Source organism: Mycobacterium triplex (genome assembly GCF_000689255.1).
GTDB lineage: Bacteria > Actinomycetota > Actinomycetes > Mycobacteriales > Mycobacteriaceae > Mycobacterium > Mycobacterium triplex.
This window is the reverse complement of record NZ_HG964446.1, coordinates 4,019,751-4,035,094: the sequence shown is the minus strand read 5'-3', so window position 1 is coordinate 4,035,094 and position 15,344 is coordinate 4,019,751. Positions and strand designations below refer to the sequence as shown.

General features: G+C 66.5%; 15 protein-coding genes. 3 read left to right on the top strand and 12 right to left on the bottom strand.

The annotated features are described in order from the left end of the window. Nucleotides 1-11 precede the first annotated feature (11 nt). From BN973_RS18755 to BN973_RS18725, 7 genes are all read right to left on the bottom strand, one after another. Nucleotides 12-1,226, bottom strand: coding sequence for an MFS transporter (locus BN973_RS18755; RefSeq protein WP_036470068.1), 1,215 nt, complete (start codon nucleotides 1,224-1,226; stop codon nucleotides 12-14). A 54-nt stretch (nucleotides 1,227-1,280) separates the two neighbouring features. Beyond that, complete coding sequence (locus BN973_RS18750) at nucleotides 1,281-2,780, bottom strand: PPE family protein (RefSeq protein ID WP_036470066.1); 1,500 nt, start codon at nucleotides 2,778-2,780, stop codon at nucleotides 1,281-1,283. Nucleotides 2,781-3,027: 247 nt separating this feature from the next. Then, on the bottom strand, nucleotides 3,028-4,017 hold the full coding sequence (locus tag BN973_RS18745) for an alpha/beta fold hydrolase (protein ID WP_036470064.1): 990 nt from the start codon (nucleotides 4,015-4,017) through the stop codon (nucleotides 3,028-3,030). Between the two features lie 59 nt (nucleotides 4,018-4,076). Further along, the gene (locus BN973_RS18740) at nucleotides 4,077-4,595 is read right to left on the bottom strand and encodes a lipoprotein LpqH (protein WP_036470063.1); all 519 of its coding nucleotides are present in this window, start codon (nucleotides 4,593-4,595) and stop codon (nucleotides 4,077-4,079) included. Nucleotides 4,596-4,693: 98 nt separating this feature from the next. Further along, nucleotides 4,694-5,419, bottom strand: coding sequence for a hypothetical protein (locus tag BN973_RS18735; protein WP_036470061.1), 726 nt, complete (start codon nucleotides 5,417-5,419; stop codon nucleotides 4,694-4,696). Then, on the bottom strand, nucleotides 5,416-6,294 hold the full coding sequence (locus BN973_RS18730; RefSeq protein WP_036470058.1) for an LLM class F420-dependent oxidoreductase: 879 nt from the start codon (nucleotides 6,292-6,294) through the stop codon (nucleotides 5,416-5,418). Before BN973_RS18730 ends, BN973_RS18735 begins: the two co-directional genes overlap by 4 nt. Further along, on the bottom strand, nucleotides 6,291-7,073 hold the full coding sequence (locus tag BN973_RS18725; RefSeq protein WP_036470056.1) for an SDR family NAD(P)-dependent oxidoreductase: 783 nt from the start codon (nucleotides 7,071-7,073) through the stop codon (nucleotides 6,291-6,293). The genes BN973_RS18730 and BN973_RS18725 overlap by 4 nt, the downstream gene beginning before the upstream one ends. Nucleotides 7,074-7,245: 172 nt before the next feature. Here BN973_RS18725 and BN973_RS18720 point away from each other — a divergent pair, with 172 nt between their 5' ends. Beyond that, on the top strand, nucleotides 7,246-7,758 hold the full coding sequence (locus tag BN973_RS18720; protein ID WP_232232110.1) for a TetR/AcrR family transcriptional regulator: 513 nt from the start codon (nucleotides 7,246-7,248) through the stop codon (nucleotides 7,756-7,758). A 9-nt stretch (nucleotides 7,759-7,767) separates the two neighbouring features. Here the strand turns inward: BN973_RS18720 and BN973_RS18715 are convergent, their stop codons facing one another. After that, nucleotides 7,768-8,601, bottom strand: coding sequence for an alpha/beta hydrolase (locus tag BN973_RS18715; RefSeq protein WP_036470055.1), 834 nt, complete (start codon nucleotides 8,599-8,601; stop codon nucleotides 7,768-7,770). 68 nt (nucleotides 8,602-8,669) lie between these two features. Between BN973_RS18715 and BN973_RS18710 the strand changes: the two genes are divergently transcribed. After that, nucleotides 8,670-9,557 (top strand): 5'-methylthioadenosine/S-adenosylhomocysteine nucleosidase family protein, encoded by an 888-nt coding sequence (locus tag BN973_RS18710; protein WP_084163453.1) that lies wholly within the window; start codon nucleotides 8,670-8,672, stop codon nucleotides 9,555-9,557. A 1-nt stretch (nucleotide 9,558) separates the two neighbouring features. Here the strand turns inward: BN973_RS18710 and BN973_RS18700 are convergent, their stop codons facing one another. Then, complete coding sequence (locus tag BN973_RS18700) at nucleotides 9,559-10,413, bottom strand: sulfurtransferase (protein ID WP_036470052.1); 855 nt, start codon at nucleotides 10,411-10,413, stop codon at nucleotides 9,559-9,561. Between the two features lie 112 nt (nucleotides 10,414-10,525). On the opposite strand from BN973_RS18700, the gene BN973_RS18695 reads away from it, so the two are divergent. Continuing rightward, complete coding sequence (locus BN973_RS18695) at nucleotides 10,526-10,990, top strand: hypothetical protein (RefSeq protein ID WP_232232109.1); 465 nt, start codon at nucleotides 10,526-10,528, stop codon at nucleotides 10,988-10,990. Nucleotides 10,991-11,144: 154 nt separating this feature from the next. On the opposite strand, the gene BN973_RS18690 is transcribed toward BN973_RS18695, so the two are convergent. From BN973_RS18690 to BN973_RS18680, 3 genes are all read right to left on the bottom strand, one after another. Beyond that, nucleotides 11,145-12,275, bottom strand: a complete 1,131-nt coding sequence (locus tag BN973_RS18690; RefSeq protein WP_036470050.1) for a glycosyltransferase — start codon at nucleotides 12,273-12,275, stop codon at nucleotides 11,145-11,147. Nucleotides 12,276-12,566: 291 nt separating this feature from the next. After that, complete coding sequence (locus BN973_RS18685; protein ID WP_036470049.1) at nucleotides 12,567-13,715, bottom strand: AAA family ATPase; 1,149 nt, start codon at nucleotides 13,713-13,715, stop codon at nucleotides 12,567-12,569. Nucleotides 13,716-13,749: 34 nt separating this feature from the next. Next, nucleotides 13,750-15,339 carry a Na+/H+ antiporter gene (locus tag BN973_RS18680; RefSeq protein WP_036470047.1) on the bottom strand — a complete coding sequence of 530 codons (1,590 nt, stop codon included), beginning with the start codon at nucleotides 15,337-15,339 and terminating at the stop codon, nucleotides 13,750-13,752. Nucleotides 15,340-15,344 lie beyond the last annotated feature (5 nt).

Sequence of the window (15,344 nt, the reverse complement as noted above, 5' to 3'; positions counted from 1 at the left end):
AAGGCGGGGTGTCAGGTCCTCGCCGGACGCAGCATGCCCGAGGCGACGATCGCCAATACCATCCAGGCGGCGGCGTAGCTGAACGCCACCGCGGGCGAGGCCAGGGTGTAGAGCAGGCCCGCGACGACGGTCGCCACCACGTCACCGGCCGCCTGGACCGCTCCCAACACGCCGAACCCGCTGCCGCGCAGGCGATCCGGCAGTAGTTGAGACACGACGGCCGACTGGGTAGGCTCGGCCAGGCCGATGCCCGCCCCGGCCAGTGCGAAGCCGAGTGCGATGATCACCGGATTGTGCGCCCCCACCGCGAACGCCAGGTAGCCGACGACATAGACGGCCGCGCCGGTCGCGAACACCGCACGCGGCCCGGCCCGGTCGTACCAGCGTCCGGCGGCCAGCGAGGCAACCGTGGCGACCGCGTTGTGGCCCGCGTAGATCAGGATCGCCAGCGACGTCGCCGCGGTCACGGTTCGCTCCGGGGTGGTCAGCAGTTGGGTGGAGCGCAGGATCAGCAAAGTGGTTGCGATGTTGCCGAATTCGAACAGGGCCACCGGTAGCAGCGCTCGCAGCATGCCGGCGTCGCGCAGCGCCCCAAAGTCGAATCGTCGCCGGGCTGCCGGTTGGCCCGCCTGACGACGTTGGCGTGCTTCGCGGGCGGCGATCAGGATGGCCCCGGCCGCAAACAGACCCGGGATCGCGGCCAGGCAGAGGGCGGGCCGAATGCCGACCCACGCGACAAGCCCGGCCGCAAGCAGCGGGCCCACCACCGCGCCGAGGTTGTCGCCGGCGCGCTCGAGCCCGAATGTCCTGCCGCGCGCCCATTCTGGGCTCAGGGATGCCAGCAAGGCATCGCGCGACGGCGACCGCACACCCCGAGACATCCACGCCAGCGCGCGAAAGAAGCCGGCCTGCCAGACCGTGGCCGTCACGCCGATCGCTCCGGTCGCCACGGCCGTGGCCAGATAACCGCCGGACGCGATCCGTCCGCGACGTTCGGGGTCGTTGGCCAATGGTCCGCCGACCAGTTTCATCACGCCGATCAGCGCGTCGCTGATGCCGTCGACCACCCCGAGCGCCGCGGCGGACGCCCCGAGTGTTCCGGTCAGGAACGTGGGCAGCACCGAGGTGGTTACCTCGTGGCTGGCATCGGAGAAGAAGCTCGTCGCCCCGACGGCGCCGACGCCGCGGGTCAGCCACTTCCGCTCGTCATCGGCATCGACCGTCATGGCTGGCAGATAACCATGATTTGTTGGCTTCGGCCAGGGTTCGGCTCATGAATGCTATCCAGGCGGATCCCAGCTGCCCGGCAACATCGGAACAGTTGCGGCGCCGCCGAATGAGTCGTCAGCCAGTGTGGTCAAGCCGGCCGGCTGTCGTCCGGTTGTCCGGTTCACGGCCCCGGCGAAGCCGATCGTTCCCGCTCCGAGCTCCGAATCGATATTCGGTTCCAGGTATTCGTAACGACGGCCCGGCATGTCGACTCCTCGACGTCGTCTGGAGCCGGTGGGCTCGCGTGGGTTGGCGGCCGCTGCGGGTGTTTCGGTGCTGCGGACTTCCGCGGCCTTCTTGGACTTGACGGCAGCCCTCGACGGGGAAGGGGCAGCAAACTGAAACGCCCCGACGAGATAGGCGCTCGAAAGTCCCTCCGCACCGGTGACCGGTGCCGGTGGAGCCGGGGGAGGCGCGCCGTGGACGGACGTTGGGGCCGGGGCGGGGACGGGGGCGGAAGCCGCAGGCGGTGCCGGGATTGCCATGGTCGGCGATGCCGGGGTCACGACGGGAGCGAGGTGGGGAGCGAGAGGAACGGGAGCCGGCGCTACACCGGGTGCAATTGGATGCGGGAGCCCGGCCAAACCCGCCAGCCCCGCGAGTCCGCTCGCCGCCCCGGCGGGCACCGCCGCGAGCGGAGCGGCCAGCCCCAGGGTGTACGCCGGGTTGCTGAGCAGGAAGGAGGGGATCAGGAAGGGGTCGTAGAGCACCAGCCAGATCAGGTACATGGTGCGGTGGATGACGAATTGGACGCCCAGGTAAAGAATGGTCTCGAGTAGTTGTGCGGGGTTACCCGCATAGTTGGCGAGCATCGCCTCCAGGCGCGGAATGAACATCGTCAAGCTTGGGTGCACCGACGGAGACGTCGGCGAGAACGGATCGAACGGGAACAAATCATTGAGCAGCTCTTCGAGATTGGTGGGCAATTGAGTGCCCATCGGTCCGGTGGGATCTTTGCCCATTCCCATGCCCGAGTTCATGATCTGCGGAGCCGGGTTGGTTTGCGGGGCAGCCGCCACCGCGCTGGTCGCGACTGATTGGTAGACGGTCATCGTCGTGGCAGCCTGGACCCACATGCGCGCATAGTCCGCTTCGTTGACCGCGATCGGGATCGTATTGATACCAAAGAAATTCGTCGCCACCAGCGCCGCATGGATGGCGTGGTTGGCCGATAGTTCCCCCAACGTCGGCATGGCGGCCAGCGCGGCCGTATAGGCGGCGGCAGCGGTCTCCAGTTGTGCGGCCATTGCGGCGCTGTCGATGCCGGCTTGCTGTAGCGATGCGATATACGGTGCGTGCGCGGCGACGTATTGCGCCGCACTCGGTCCCTCCCACGCCGCGGCCTGGGTCGCGCCCAGTAGCGCGGTGAGTTCGCCTGCCGCCGAGTCATATTCAGCGCTAAGTGAGCTCCACACGCCTGCGGCGGCCGTCAATGGCCCGGGGCCGGGTCCGCTGGACAGCAGCGCCGAATGTACCTCTGGCGGAAAGGCCATCCAGATCGGCGAGGTCAAAGTTAACCCCGCACAACCAAACATGGCTCATTTCGGAAAGCAGCTATCGGAAGCTCCTTTCGGTGAAAGCGTCACGGGCCCAGGGCTGTTGGTAATCGGTCCGTTGCCGCGAGCTTAAGCGATCGTGAACCCTAGAAATAGATGCATTAGTGTCCTATACGGATTCGCACAGGCATCCACCAGGTAGCCACATCGTCGAGCGTGAAGCTACTGTCACGCTGGGCGTCGAACGTGACGCTCGAGCGGGTTATGACGTGCTCTGATCCACCAGCACCGCACCGTCGGGCTGATTCCCGAGCGTGTTCAGGGAGATGTCCTCTTCTTGGACGGTCAGCAGCACGATCTGAGCCAATTGCCGGGGATCGTCGCATTGCACGTAGTGATCGGCGCCCGGCACCACCCAGTAGCGATTCCGACCAGGCTTGGTTTTGAGGTAGGTCTGCCAAACGTAGTTCGGGACGCGCAGCGGCGCGATGTTGTCGTGCAGTCCCCACACCACCGTGGTGTGCACCTGGCTTTTGGAAAGCGCTTCGAGCCAATTGGTTTCGTCGGCGGCACGCTCGTTCAGATACTGGATTGTGTCCGGCAACACCCGGATTCCGTCGTTGTGGGCAAAGCACTTCGCCAGCGCGTCGATCTCGGGGTCGGTCAATTTCCGTCTCGGCATGAAGGTGCTGGCTCCCATGCCGGCCGCCAGGGTCTCGGGCGTGGTCGCTTCCGCGGTGGCCCGCCCGGTTTCGGGGTCGAGCAGCGCGGTTTGGAACAGCGTCAGATTCGCCAGCGGAAGGTAGATGTTGGCGTTGGTCAGGATGAGGTCGAGCGGGGCCACCGGCGGGTCCAGCGCCGCCAACATGCCCAGCGCGATCATGCCGACACTGCTGCCGCGATCGTGGGTGAGCATGCGAAATTCGGTCAGCTTCCACACGTCGGTGATCGCGTGCACGAGCAGACGCGCATCGTCGTACAACGAATAGACGTACGGCTGCGGTGGCTTGTCCGACAAGCCATAACCCGGAAAGTCCAACAGGTAGAGGTCGAAATCGGAGCTCAGCTCACGCGTCAACTCGTAGAAGTCGATGCTCGACGTCGGAAAGCCGTGAACGAGCACGAGTGGCGGTGCCCCGGCTGCGCCGCAGCGGCGACTGAACACCCCGACTTCCTGTCCGTCGTTGGCGGCGGTGGTCGACCGCCAGCGAAGTTCGGTACCGCCCTTTTGCCATTCCGCGAAGATGTCCAAGCTGCCAGCATCTCAGAGGCGATCATGGTTAGACAACCGATGTTTCGCCGCACGGGCGTTCACGGGCAGGTCACATGTATCCCGAATGTGATCTGTCGCATACCGGTTTGGCCCGGCATCGTCCCTTGGCCGGTTCCGGTGATCGTGTAACTCTTGCCGTCCTTGTCGACCATCACCTGGTTCACGGATTGGGTCGGTTGATAGGGCAGCTGGTACTGCCCGTTGCCGACTTTCAGGGAAATCGAAAAGCCGTCGACGCTTGGCGGCTTTTCGTCCGACAGGGCGAAGGACAGAGACGCTGAATCGTCGTGAACGGTGATGCGTGTCGTCAGATCGCCCGACTCGGGAGGCGTTGCGTGGGGCTCCGCCGCCGAGCTGATGCAGTTGACCTTGCTGGTAATCGTGTGCGAGTGCTGATCCAGCATCACGGTTGTGTTGGACGGAGCCGGACTCGAGCTCGTAGGGGACGCGGGTTTGCCCCCATTGCTGGAACAGGCCGACAGGCCGGCCACCAACACCACCACGCCGACGCCGGCGACACGGCGGCTGATTCGCCACCGGGCGTCCGGATTCTTCATCGCAAGTCCTCCTAGAGGTCTTTCTCCGAAGGCGCGCACCGCGCCGTGCCTACCGTAGCCGCATCGGCGCTGCTCAGCGCGTGCCGGCCCACCTCGGGCTACGGCCAGGCTTCCCAATGGATCATCGTGCGCAGCGGACCGGCGAATACGGGTCGCACCGCGCCCGATCGCCAGCGTGCCTCGACGAGCCGCGCGAGGGCAGCCGTTGTGCGCAGCGGGTCGCCGTCGAGGTAAACGACGGTGATGTATTGATGGTCGGCTCGCCAGCCGCGCGGTAAATGGCTCCACCCGGTGCTCGAACCGAACGTCCAGGCGCCGGCGGTGCCGGGGGTGGCGAGCAGCGCCGGAAAGTGTTCGGCGTGCAGCCATTGCAGCCATTCGTTCGAGCGGCCGTCGGTGGGCTCCTCGACGATCAACAGGATTCCGCGGTTTGGCCGGAACGGCACCACCTCGGCGGAGACGAGAGCGTGCGGTGCGGAGTGCCACTGCAGCAGGCGCAGTCCCGCGATTTGCAGCAGCGGGCGTGCCACGGGAAAGCGACCGTTCTCCCGCAGTTCGCGGCCGAGTGTCACAAAGTCATCGAAGGTTTGTTCAACGGGGTCGCTGACCAAATAGTGCACGACGTTGCCGATTTCGCCCAATGGTCCGTTGGCCGCAAGACGATGGTTGAGGTAATCGCCGTCGGCGATCCAGCGCAGTCCGTGCACGATGCCCGGGAGTTGATATTGCTCGGGCATGTGATCCAGCAAATGCCAACGCAGGTAACCGCTCTCGTCGTCGGACGGTGCGGTGAGGCTGAAAATGCCTGCCTTGACCCGGTTCATGCGGATCCACCGGGGGGATGCAGTTCGGCCAGGGCGTGCAGGTTCTCCAGATAGTGCTGCAGCGATCTATGAGTGAACCAGGTGGTGATCGTGGTCGCGCCGTGCGCGGCGGTATCGGCGAGTATCTCGCGGGTGCGGTCGGGGTCGTCGATCGGGTCCAACGGTGCCGGCGGTGGTAGCACGACCTCGAAGCCGGGTGGAAGTTCGAAGCGGCCCAACCATTCTCGGGCTTGCTGCGGCGTCACATTGAACGGGGCCCATCCGTCGGCCAGGGTGACGGCACGGCGCAGCGATCGCAGGGTGCGTCCACCAATCCAAATGGGGACGTGATCCTGGACCGCGCACGGGTCGACGACCATGCCATCGAACGAATAGAACTCGCCGTGGTAAGCGGGTTCGGGAACCGACAGGGAGGCGCGCAGCGCCCGCAGCGCGTCGTCGCCGCGCGGTCCGCGGTCGTCATAAGGCGCGCCGAGGAGGTCGAATTCCTCTTTGAGGCTGCCGACGCCGACGCCGAGGATGAGTCGCCCATTGCTGACTTTGTCCAACGTGCCGTAGCGCTTGGCGATTTCCAACGGGTGGTGGTAGGCGAGCACTAACACATTGGTAGCCAGCCGTATTCGCTGTGTACGCGCGGCCAGGTAGCCCAGCGTCGCCAGCGGGTCCCAGTACCGCATGCCCCGGCGCTGATGTTCTACTGCGGGCAGCGCGATGTGCTCGCTGCAGGTCAGGTGGTGATAACCCAGCCGGTCGGCCGTTTCGGCGATCGCCGCCAGCTCCCCGATCGAGGCGTCCTGCTCCCAGGCGGCGCTGGCCTGCGGCATCGTGATCACGACCGGCGTGGACAGCGAAAGCTTTACGGTCGGGGTACTCATCCCTGCATATACCCTCCGGCGTCGACAGGGATCGACTGCCCTGTGATGGTTCGGCTTTCGTCACTGGCCAAAAACAGCGCCAGGTTGGCCACGTCGTCCGGCGACGAAATATCGCGCAGGGCAACGTCTTTGAGCGACTTCGCGCGCACCGCCTCGACCTCGACACCCTGCTCGGCCGCGGTGCGCTGTAACCAATTGCGATATAGCTCTGTATCGATCGCGCCCGGCACGATGCAGTTGCAGCGGATGCCGTGCGGACCGACTTCGAGCGCGACGGTCTTGGTGAAGGCCCGCAGCGACGCCTTCGCGGTGACGTAGTGCGTCTTGCGCGCGATGCCGTGGTAGCCCGCGGTGGAGGAGAAGTTGAGGATGACTCCGCTGCGACGTTGCAGCATCGACTGGTTGAGTACCTCGCGGGTGCACAACATCGCCGCGGTGACGTCGATGGCGATCGTGGCGTTCCAGTTGTCGAGTGTCTGCTCCCAGATCCAGTGGTCTTGTCCGGGCGCCGCGGCGTTGTTGCAGAGGATGTCGACGTGCCCGAATTCGTCGACCGCGCGCCTCACCATCGCGGCGACGTCCGCCTCGTCGGTGACGTCGGCGCGCATCGCGATCGCGCCGGAGCCGGCCGCCGCGGCGGCCTCGCGGACCAGCTCCTCGCGCCGGGCGGCGAGCAGTACCCGCGCGCCTTCGCGGACGAATACCGAGCCGAGAACCGGTCCCAGGCCGGTGCTTGCCCCGGTGACAATCGCCACCTTGCCCGCTAGTCGGCCCGTCATTGCGCAAATATTACATAGCGGATTCATCGATTACGGCGAACCGATACCGGGTAAATTCGAACGGTGCTCGAATAAAGGCTGATTGGGGAATGACGCAGTGGTAGCAACGGGGAATAAGGTCACGACACCGGCCGGCGCACGCCGCACTTACGGGGGACTCGATCGCGACGAGGTGGTGGTCGCATTGCGTGACCTGGCGAAGCGCGTGGGCGTGCAGCGGGTGACGATGCGCGAACTCGCCGCCGAACTCGGGGCCGCCGTGCCTTCGGTGTACTACCACGTCCCCAGTAAGCAGACCGCTTTGGAGCTCGTCGCCGAGTCCGTACTGGAAGAAATCCCGCTTCGGGATAAGGGACGATGGGATACCAGGCTCATCGAGCTTTATTGCGCTGCCAGGGAAATCATCCTGGGTGTCCCCGGCGTCGCGAGCATCCTGCAAAACAGCGTCGGGAACGAAACGGCCCGCCGGCTGGATCGGCACAGCCGCGGCCTGCTCGCCGAGGCGGGACTCGCGAAAGCGGCTGCCGCCGCGGCTCATACGGTCTTGTACACGTACCTGCTGGGCTCGATAGCTCTGGAGGAAACCCGCGCCGCCGAGGCGACGCCTCGCGTTAAACGCCAGTTGGCCACACACTTTCGTGCCGGGCTCGATGTGATCGTTGCCGGAATCAAGTCATCGTCGTAGTCGAGCCGGCTACGCTCGTCGTTCTTCCACGGCATCGAGCGCCTGCCGTGCAGCACGCGGTGGGGTTTGGAGCCAGGCATGAATTCGTTCGGCCACCGACGCCCACTGGGGCTCGACCATCATGTTGTGGCCCATGCTGGGAAAGATCTCCGCTCGGGTGCGATAGGCACGCGCGGTGGCGTGGACTTCCCGCGGGGTGAAACACCCGTCGTCCTCGGCGCCCAGCACCAATACCGGGGTGTTGACGCGATCGGGTTTGGGCAGGTTGAGAAACAACATGTCGAGGAACCATCTGCCCGCATATTCTTCCCCCAACGCCGCGGTGTAGCGCACCACGTCGTCCTGCGGCGTGTATCGGGAATAGAAATGCTCGCGGGCTAATTCTGGTGTGCCGCCTATTCCGTGTAAAGACTTGGTAGTCAACAGGGTTCGTGCGGTGTGCCATGGGTGTCGCCTGCCGATGCGCAACATGAATCTGGTGACCCCGCTGGGCGGTGCGGAGGCAAGCAACACCGCGGCCGGTGCATCGTGTGACTCCAGGTACTTCTGCACGACGAAACCGCCCAGCGAGTGGCCGACCACGATCGGCGGGGTGGGCAGGTCGTTGGCGACGGATGCGACATCGTCGACGTAGTCGGCGATCGAACAGAAGAGATTTCGCTTCGGCTCGGCGCTCTTGCCGTGGCTGCGCAGGCTTAGCGCGAGCGACCGATAGCCCCGTTCGGCGAAGAAGTCCAGGAAGTACTCGTCCCAATACCAGGCGCCGTGCCAGGCGCCGTGGACAAACACCACCGGTGGTTTTGTCGAATCGCGGCACGGTCCCTTTTCGATCACCTCAAGCATGGGCAGACTCCTTTGTCGCGCCTTGAGATTAGCTTCTGGCCACCCGCGACGAGGGAAAAAGGACGATAATGGTGGTCGCCACCGAACCCGAGGAGTTGCCAGACGTGACGGTGGATTCGTCCGAACAGCGCACCCTGGTTTTGACGGCGTTTCCCGTCGAGGCCGATGAGGTGCTGTCCCACACCACGCTCGACCCCGACCCCGTGGTGATCGCCGACGGTCGGCATTTCTATCTCGGCTCGATCCGCGGCAAGAAGGTGATCGTGGCCATGACCGGCATCGGCCTGGTCAATGCGACCGATACCACCGAGACCGCGTTGACCTACTTCGCCAGCACCGTTGGCGCTGTGGTGTTTTCGGGTGTCGCGGGCGGTGCCGGGCGCACCGGCATCGCCGACGTCGCGATACCGGCGCGCTGGACGCTGGACCACGGCAAGACGTTTCATCCGGTCGACGCCGGCATGTTGGCGGCGGCCGAGACCCTCTCCGTCACACTGCAAAGCGCCAGACGGATGCGCCACGAGCCGCTGCTGCTGGTCGGTGGTGACGGCTGCAGCTACGACAACAACAACGGGCGAGCATTCCCGGGTATCCCGCACGGCGGCGGGGTGTTCGGCTGCCAGCCGCGAACGGCACCCGATCGCTCGTTCTTCTACACCGGCAACTTCTTCAGGGCGGCGTGGCCGTGGCTGAGGCACGGCCTGATCAACAACGCGAAGGTGGTGTCGGCGGCCGACCCGGCCTTCGATGCGACCGACAGCGAGACCGCCGCGGCGCAGGCCGTCGCGGATGCGCGTGGCGTGCCGTTTTTGGGGATCCGCGGAATGTCGGACGGCCCGGGTGATCCACTTCGCCTGCCGGGCTTCCCATTTCAGTTCTTCGTCTACAAGAAGGTCGCCGCGGTCAACGCCGCCCGCGTGACGGCGGCGTTTCTGCAGCGCTGGGCCGGCCCCTGATTTACTCGGCGCCGCGAGCGACGGGATGGGTTGGGTCCGAAGACCACTCGGACCACGACCCCGGATACAGCGCCGCCTCACATCCCATCGCCGCGAGAGCGGCGACCGCGATGGTTGCGGTCACGCCCGATCCGCAGTAGGCGCCCAACGGGGCGTCGCGATCGATGCCGCGGTCGGAGAGCTGCTGGGCGAGCGCGTAGTCACCGAGGAACGTGCCGTCGGCGGCCAGCACGGAGCCGCTGGGCAGATTCCGGGCCCCCGGGATGTGACCGGCGACGGCGTCGACGGGTTCGGTGTCGCCGCGATAACGTTCCGGCGCACGCGCGTCGAGCAGGGTCACGACGCCCGCGCCGGCTTGTTCGGCCGTCAGGGTGGGCCGAGCACCGGCATACAGATCATTATGGGGCACAACGACATTGCCTGCCGCGGGGGTGACCTCGCCGGTCTCGAGGCTACGCCCGGCCGCCCGCCACGCGCCCAGTCCGCCGTCGAGGATGCGAACGTTCGCCAGGCCCGCCGCGGTCAGCACCCACCAGGCCCGCGCGGAACCCGCCCGATTCCAGTCGTCATAGACCACGACCAGCGCGTCCTGCTGGACACCCCAGCGGCGGGCGGCGGCCTGCAGGCTTCGTCCCGACGGCAGCGGGTGGCGGCCGCGACCGGTGACGGTGTGATCGCTGAGGTCGTCGTCGAGGGACACATAGACCGCGCCGGGGAGATGACCGTCGAGGTAGGCCGCTCGCCCGTCGGACTCGTCGATGCGCCAACGGACATCCAATATGGTCGGCGGATCGTCGGCCTCGATCAGGTCGGCCAGCTCCGTGGCGGTGATCAGCACCCGGTCGCGCTTTTCCACGGTCCACCTCCTCGTCGTCTCCGACGAGCCTAGTCCCCGGGCCGAAAGTGGCTCGGCTCAGCAAACAACGGCGTAGGGTCCGATCATTACCGGGCCGTCGATGGGAGGCTGCATGGGCAACGTCTATCGAGCAGCGCTCGTGGCGGGCGTCGTGCTCGCGGTCGTGACGGCGATACCGGCCGACGCGATGCCGAATACGCAATGCACGCTGGCGACTCCGGTGACCGAAGTGCACAGCCTGTCGCAGCTACCGCCGGCGCTCGTCAAACTCCTGCCACCCATCGCGGACATCGGCGCGCCGTTCAACAAGACGGATTCGGTCAACGATCCGACGTTGCCGTTCCGGCGGCTGATCCGGGCCGGCAACCGGGACGCCGACTGGTTCGTCTGGTACGAGCACGGCGGCGTGGGCTACTTCTGGCAAGCGGTGGTGGCGCGCGTCGTACCGGGCAGCCCGCCGACGGTGATCGCGAATGCGGGAACCATTACCGACACGCTGTGCAGTCTCACCGACGGCGCGTTCGCCGGCCACGTCCCGCCGTACCCGCCGGGCTCCTGGGGCGCTTCCGACTTCTAGTGGCTACGCGGCTTGCTTTGGCTCGCCGAACGTGGGTGATATGCACGAAAAGTGCTGGAATTGAGTGCATATCACCCACGCTCGACGTTGCCTTGCGATGCCGCTGAACGGTATAGGCGGCTAATCGCGGATTAACGACCCACGACGCTAGCGGCTACGCGGCGTCCTCCGGGTCGCCGATGTCGGGTCCCAACGTCGCCAGCATGCCGGCCGCCGCCCGCTGCCAGGTGAAGTTCTCCGCACGGCGCCGCGCGGAGGTCCGGCGGTGATATTCGGGCAGGCTGATGACCGTGCCGACCGCCCTGGCGATGGCCTCCGGGTGGTTGTCGGCCGACGCGCCGCTGTCGGGGGTGATGATCTCGGTCAGCGCCGAGGTGCGCGACACCACGGCCGGCGTGCCGCACGCCAGCGATTCCAGCGCGGCCAATCCGAACGTTTCGTGCGGCCCCGGCGCCAGGGTGACGTCCGCCGAGGCCAGCAGTCCGGCCACGGTGTCCCGGTTGGAGACGAACCCGGTGAAGTCGATCGGCAGGCCGGTGGCCTGGCGCTGCAGCTTGGCCCGCATCGGCCCCTCGCCCATCACCACCAGTCGGGCGTCGACGCCGAAGTCGCACAGGGCGGCCAGGGCGTCGATGCTGCGGTCCGCCCGTTTCTCCACCGACAACCGGCCGCAGTGGACCAGCAGCAGCTGTTTCGGTTTGGCCCATTGCCGGCGAACCAGGGGAGAGTGCCGGCTCGGGTGGAAGGTCTTCAGGTCCACCCCGAGCGGCACGGTGACGACGTTCTTTGCCCCGATCCGGTCGAATTCCTCGCGGGCGAATCCGGTGGTGCAGACCACGGTGTCGTAGTCGGCGGCGGTGCGGCCGTTGGCGAAGTCGGCGAGACTGCGTGCCGGTCGCTTCGGAAGTATTTGCCCCGCAAGACGATCCAGACGCTCATGCGAGATCATCACCGTTGTGGCGCCGTGTTCGCGGCCCCAGCGCCCCAGCGATCTCAGCGTGAGCCGGTCGGAAACTTCCAGGGCGTCGGGTTGTAGTGCTTCCAGCAGCGCCTTGACCGGACCCGGCATCACCGCGCGGTAGCCGCCGGTGAAGGGAATCAACCAGGCGGGCATGGTGATTCGGACCACACCCGTCGGCAGCAGGGTACGTTCTGGGCGCGGACCGGGCACGATCAAGAACACCTCGTGGCCGTTTGCGCTGTATTCGGCGCCCAGTCGATCCACCGCGGTACGAAGGCCGCCGGACCGAGGGCCATAGAAATTAGCGACCTGTACAACGCGCATAAGCTGAGGACACGCGGCGCTTGTGTGCACTCAACGATGCAGACCTGACGTGTGCCTTAACAGTCCATGAATTCCCCTGATAGACGCCGGTAATGAGATTGGCTGTGCGTTCACGGCGTTGACTGTGCGGCCGCGGCGGCGAGTGTGCGTTCGCGGCGTTGGGTGTGCGGCTGCGGCGGCGACACGCCGAGCGACCCCGCCGCCGATGCACACGCAAAGCCGACGATGCACACGCAAAGCCGACGATGCACACTCGACGGCCAGGGCCAGGGCCAGGGCCGCAAAGCAAAGCTACCGCTTGCCCCAATCCCAACGCGGCGTGCTCAGCAGGTCCTGGCCGGTGATACGGGTTTCGCCCCAGTCTTTGTAGAGCTCGATCTCGACGGCCCCGTCGGACTGTTCCAGCAGCGACCGCGAGTGCGTGACGACCACAACCTGAGTCTGCTCGGCGGCGGCGCGGATCAGCGAGGCGAGCGGGCCCACCAGGTCTGGATGCAGCGAGGTCTCCGGCTCGTTGAGCACCATCAGCGACGGCGCTTCCGGGCTCAGCAGCGCGGCCGCCCACAGCATGAATCGCAGTGTCCCGTCGGATAATTCGGCCGAGCGCAGCGGTCGCAGCATGCCACGCTGGCGCAGCTGAAGGTCGAACAGCCCGTCGTGAATGGCGACCGAGATCGTGGCGCCGTCGAATGCCTCTGCGACGACCCGGCTTAACTCGTCGGACCCCGACTCGAGAATTGTCTGAATCGCCGCGGCCAGGTCGCTGCCGTCGTCGGAGAGCACCGGGGTACGGGTGCCCACCTGCGGATGCCGCGCGGGCGCCGCACTGTCGACGCGGAAGCCGTCGTAGAACCGCCACCCGCGCAACCGCTCCCGCACGGCCGCGAGTTCGGGCAGCGCGTGCGGGTTGGCGTACTCGGCGAGCACGCTGCGGTACAACGGCAACGATCGGCTCAGTTCGTCAAACCCGTTGTCGGCGTTGACGGCTTCGGCGAACGCTCGCGACCGGCGCACCAGCGTCGCGCTGGGTCGCAGCACCGGCCCCGCGAACAACATTTCCCGTTTGATCTCCGGGTCGCGAACGAAGACCGACGGCCCGGCCGACTGCGGGATGCCGAGGTCGACCAGGTAGCCGAAATCGTCTGCAGCAAAACCCATTTCGAGCGAGACGGGTCGGGTGCGGACCGTGCCCTCGGTTTTCTGCGAACGCCGCGCGCCCTTCAGCCCCTCCGGCCCGGCCCACAGCACCGATTGCAGCCCGCCCTCGCGGGCCAGCGAGCCGATGACCTCGCCGCGGCCGCAGTCCGCCAACAGTCGCAACGCGCGGTAGACCGACGACTTGCCCGCGCCGTTGGCGCCGGTGATGAGCGACAGCCGGCCCAGCGGCAGGATGACCTCGCGCAGCGAGCGGTACCCGCGGATGGCGACCGTCTGCAACATGCCGCCGACTGTACGGTCCACCCCTGACGCGTTGTCAGCTGTCGGCCGGGTCGAGCAGCTGCACCTCTTCCAGATCCATCTCGGACTGCAACTCGCGCAGCACGATGTCGTCGATGACCCGTTGATTGCGCAGCGAGATGATGGCCCGGCGTTTGTGCTCGAGCACCCCGAGACGCACCCGTCGCACCTTCTCGTCGCGCCTGGCCAGGTCGCCGGTCGAGGTGCCGTCTTCGCACTCCGTCACCAGCGCGGCGTGCTCGTCGTACTCCTTTTGCAGGCGGCTCAACATTTTCGGGCTGACGCCGAGTTCACCGGCCACCACCGGCAGCGCATCGAGGGCGGCCTTGGCGCCGACACTGCGGGCCAGCTGAAGCTCCGCGGCGTAGGTGATGTCTTCCGGCAGCTTTGCCCAGCGCACCACCGCGGGCAGTGAAATGCCTTGGACCAGGACGGTGGTCAGGATGGCGACGACCACGACGAAGATGAGCAGGCTGCGGTCGGGGAACGGCGCGCCGCTGAGCGTGGTCTCCGGCACGGCGAGCGCGGCGGCCAGCGACACCGCGCCGCGAAATCCGGCCCAGGCGGTCACGAAGCGCTGCCGCCAGGGAACCCGGCGGGCCCGCTGTACCTCGCGGCGGTCGATCATGCGCAACAGCAACGTGGTGAGCTCGCCCCAGAAAATCCGGGACCCGACGACGACCCCGGTGACGGCTAACGCGATGAACAACGCATGGCGGATTCCGCCGTCGACGCCGTTGATGCCGCGCACCGCGTCGGGGATCTGCACCCCGACGAACACCCACAGCGAACCGTTGATCAGGAAGGTCGCCATCTCCCAGAATCCGTAGGACATCAGCCGGGAGCGGGCCCGAATCACCACCGGCCCGGAGTACGCCAGCACCAGCGCCGACACCAGGACCGCGACGACGCCGCTGCAATGCAGCGCTTGGGCCAGCAAAAACGCCGCGAACGGCGTCAGCAGGCTCATGGCTCCTTCTTCTTGTGGCGCGTCGATTCGCTTGCGGGCCAGGGTCACCAATCCGCCGACCAGCAACCCGACGGCGATGCCGCCGAGATAGGAGCCGACGAAGCGCAGCACCAGATCGGGCGGGCCAATCTCCGCCCCGCCGATCGCGACGTGGACGGTCACGACGAACAGCACCAGCGCCGTCCCGTCGTTGATGAGGCTCTCGGCGCGCAGCACGGTCAGCGTTCGCCGTGGCAGCTTCTTGGCCAGGCCGGCGACGGCGGCGGCGTCGGTGGGAGACAGCACGGCTCCCAGCACCGCGGCCGCGTGCGATTCCATGCCGAGCGCCCGTGCGGTCCATGACACGGCGACCGCGGTGACGATCACCAAGATGACGGACAGCAAGACGATGATCCGCAGATTGGCGCGGACCTCGCGCAGGCTGGTGCCCAGGCCTTCCCAGTACAGGATGGCCGGCAAGAACAGCAGCAGCACGATCTCGCCGTTGATGTGAATGTGGGCGAAGGCGGGGATCAGACCCAGCAGCGTGCCGAGAAAAATGAGCAGCACCGGCGGGCCCACGCGATAGCGCCGGCCCAGCACCGTTCCGACGATGACGGCCGACACCAGCGCAACGATGACTTCTAGCCCAAACACGTGCC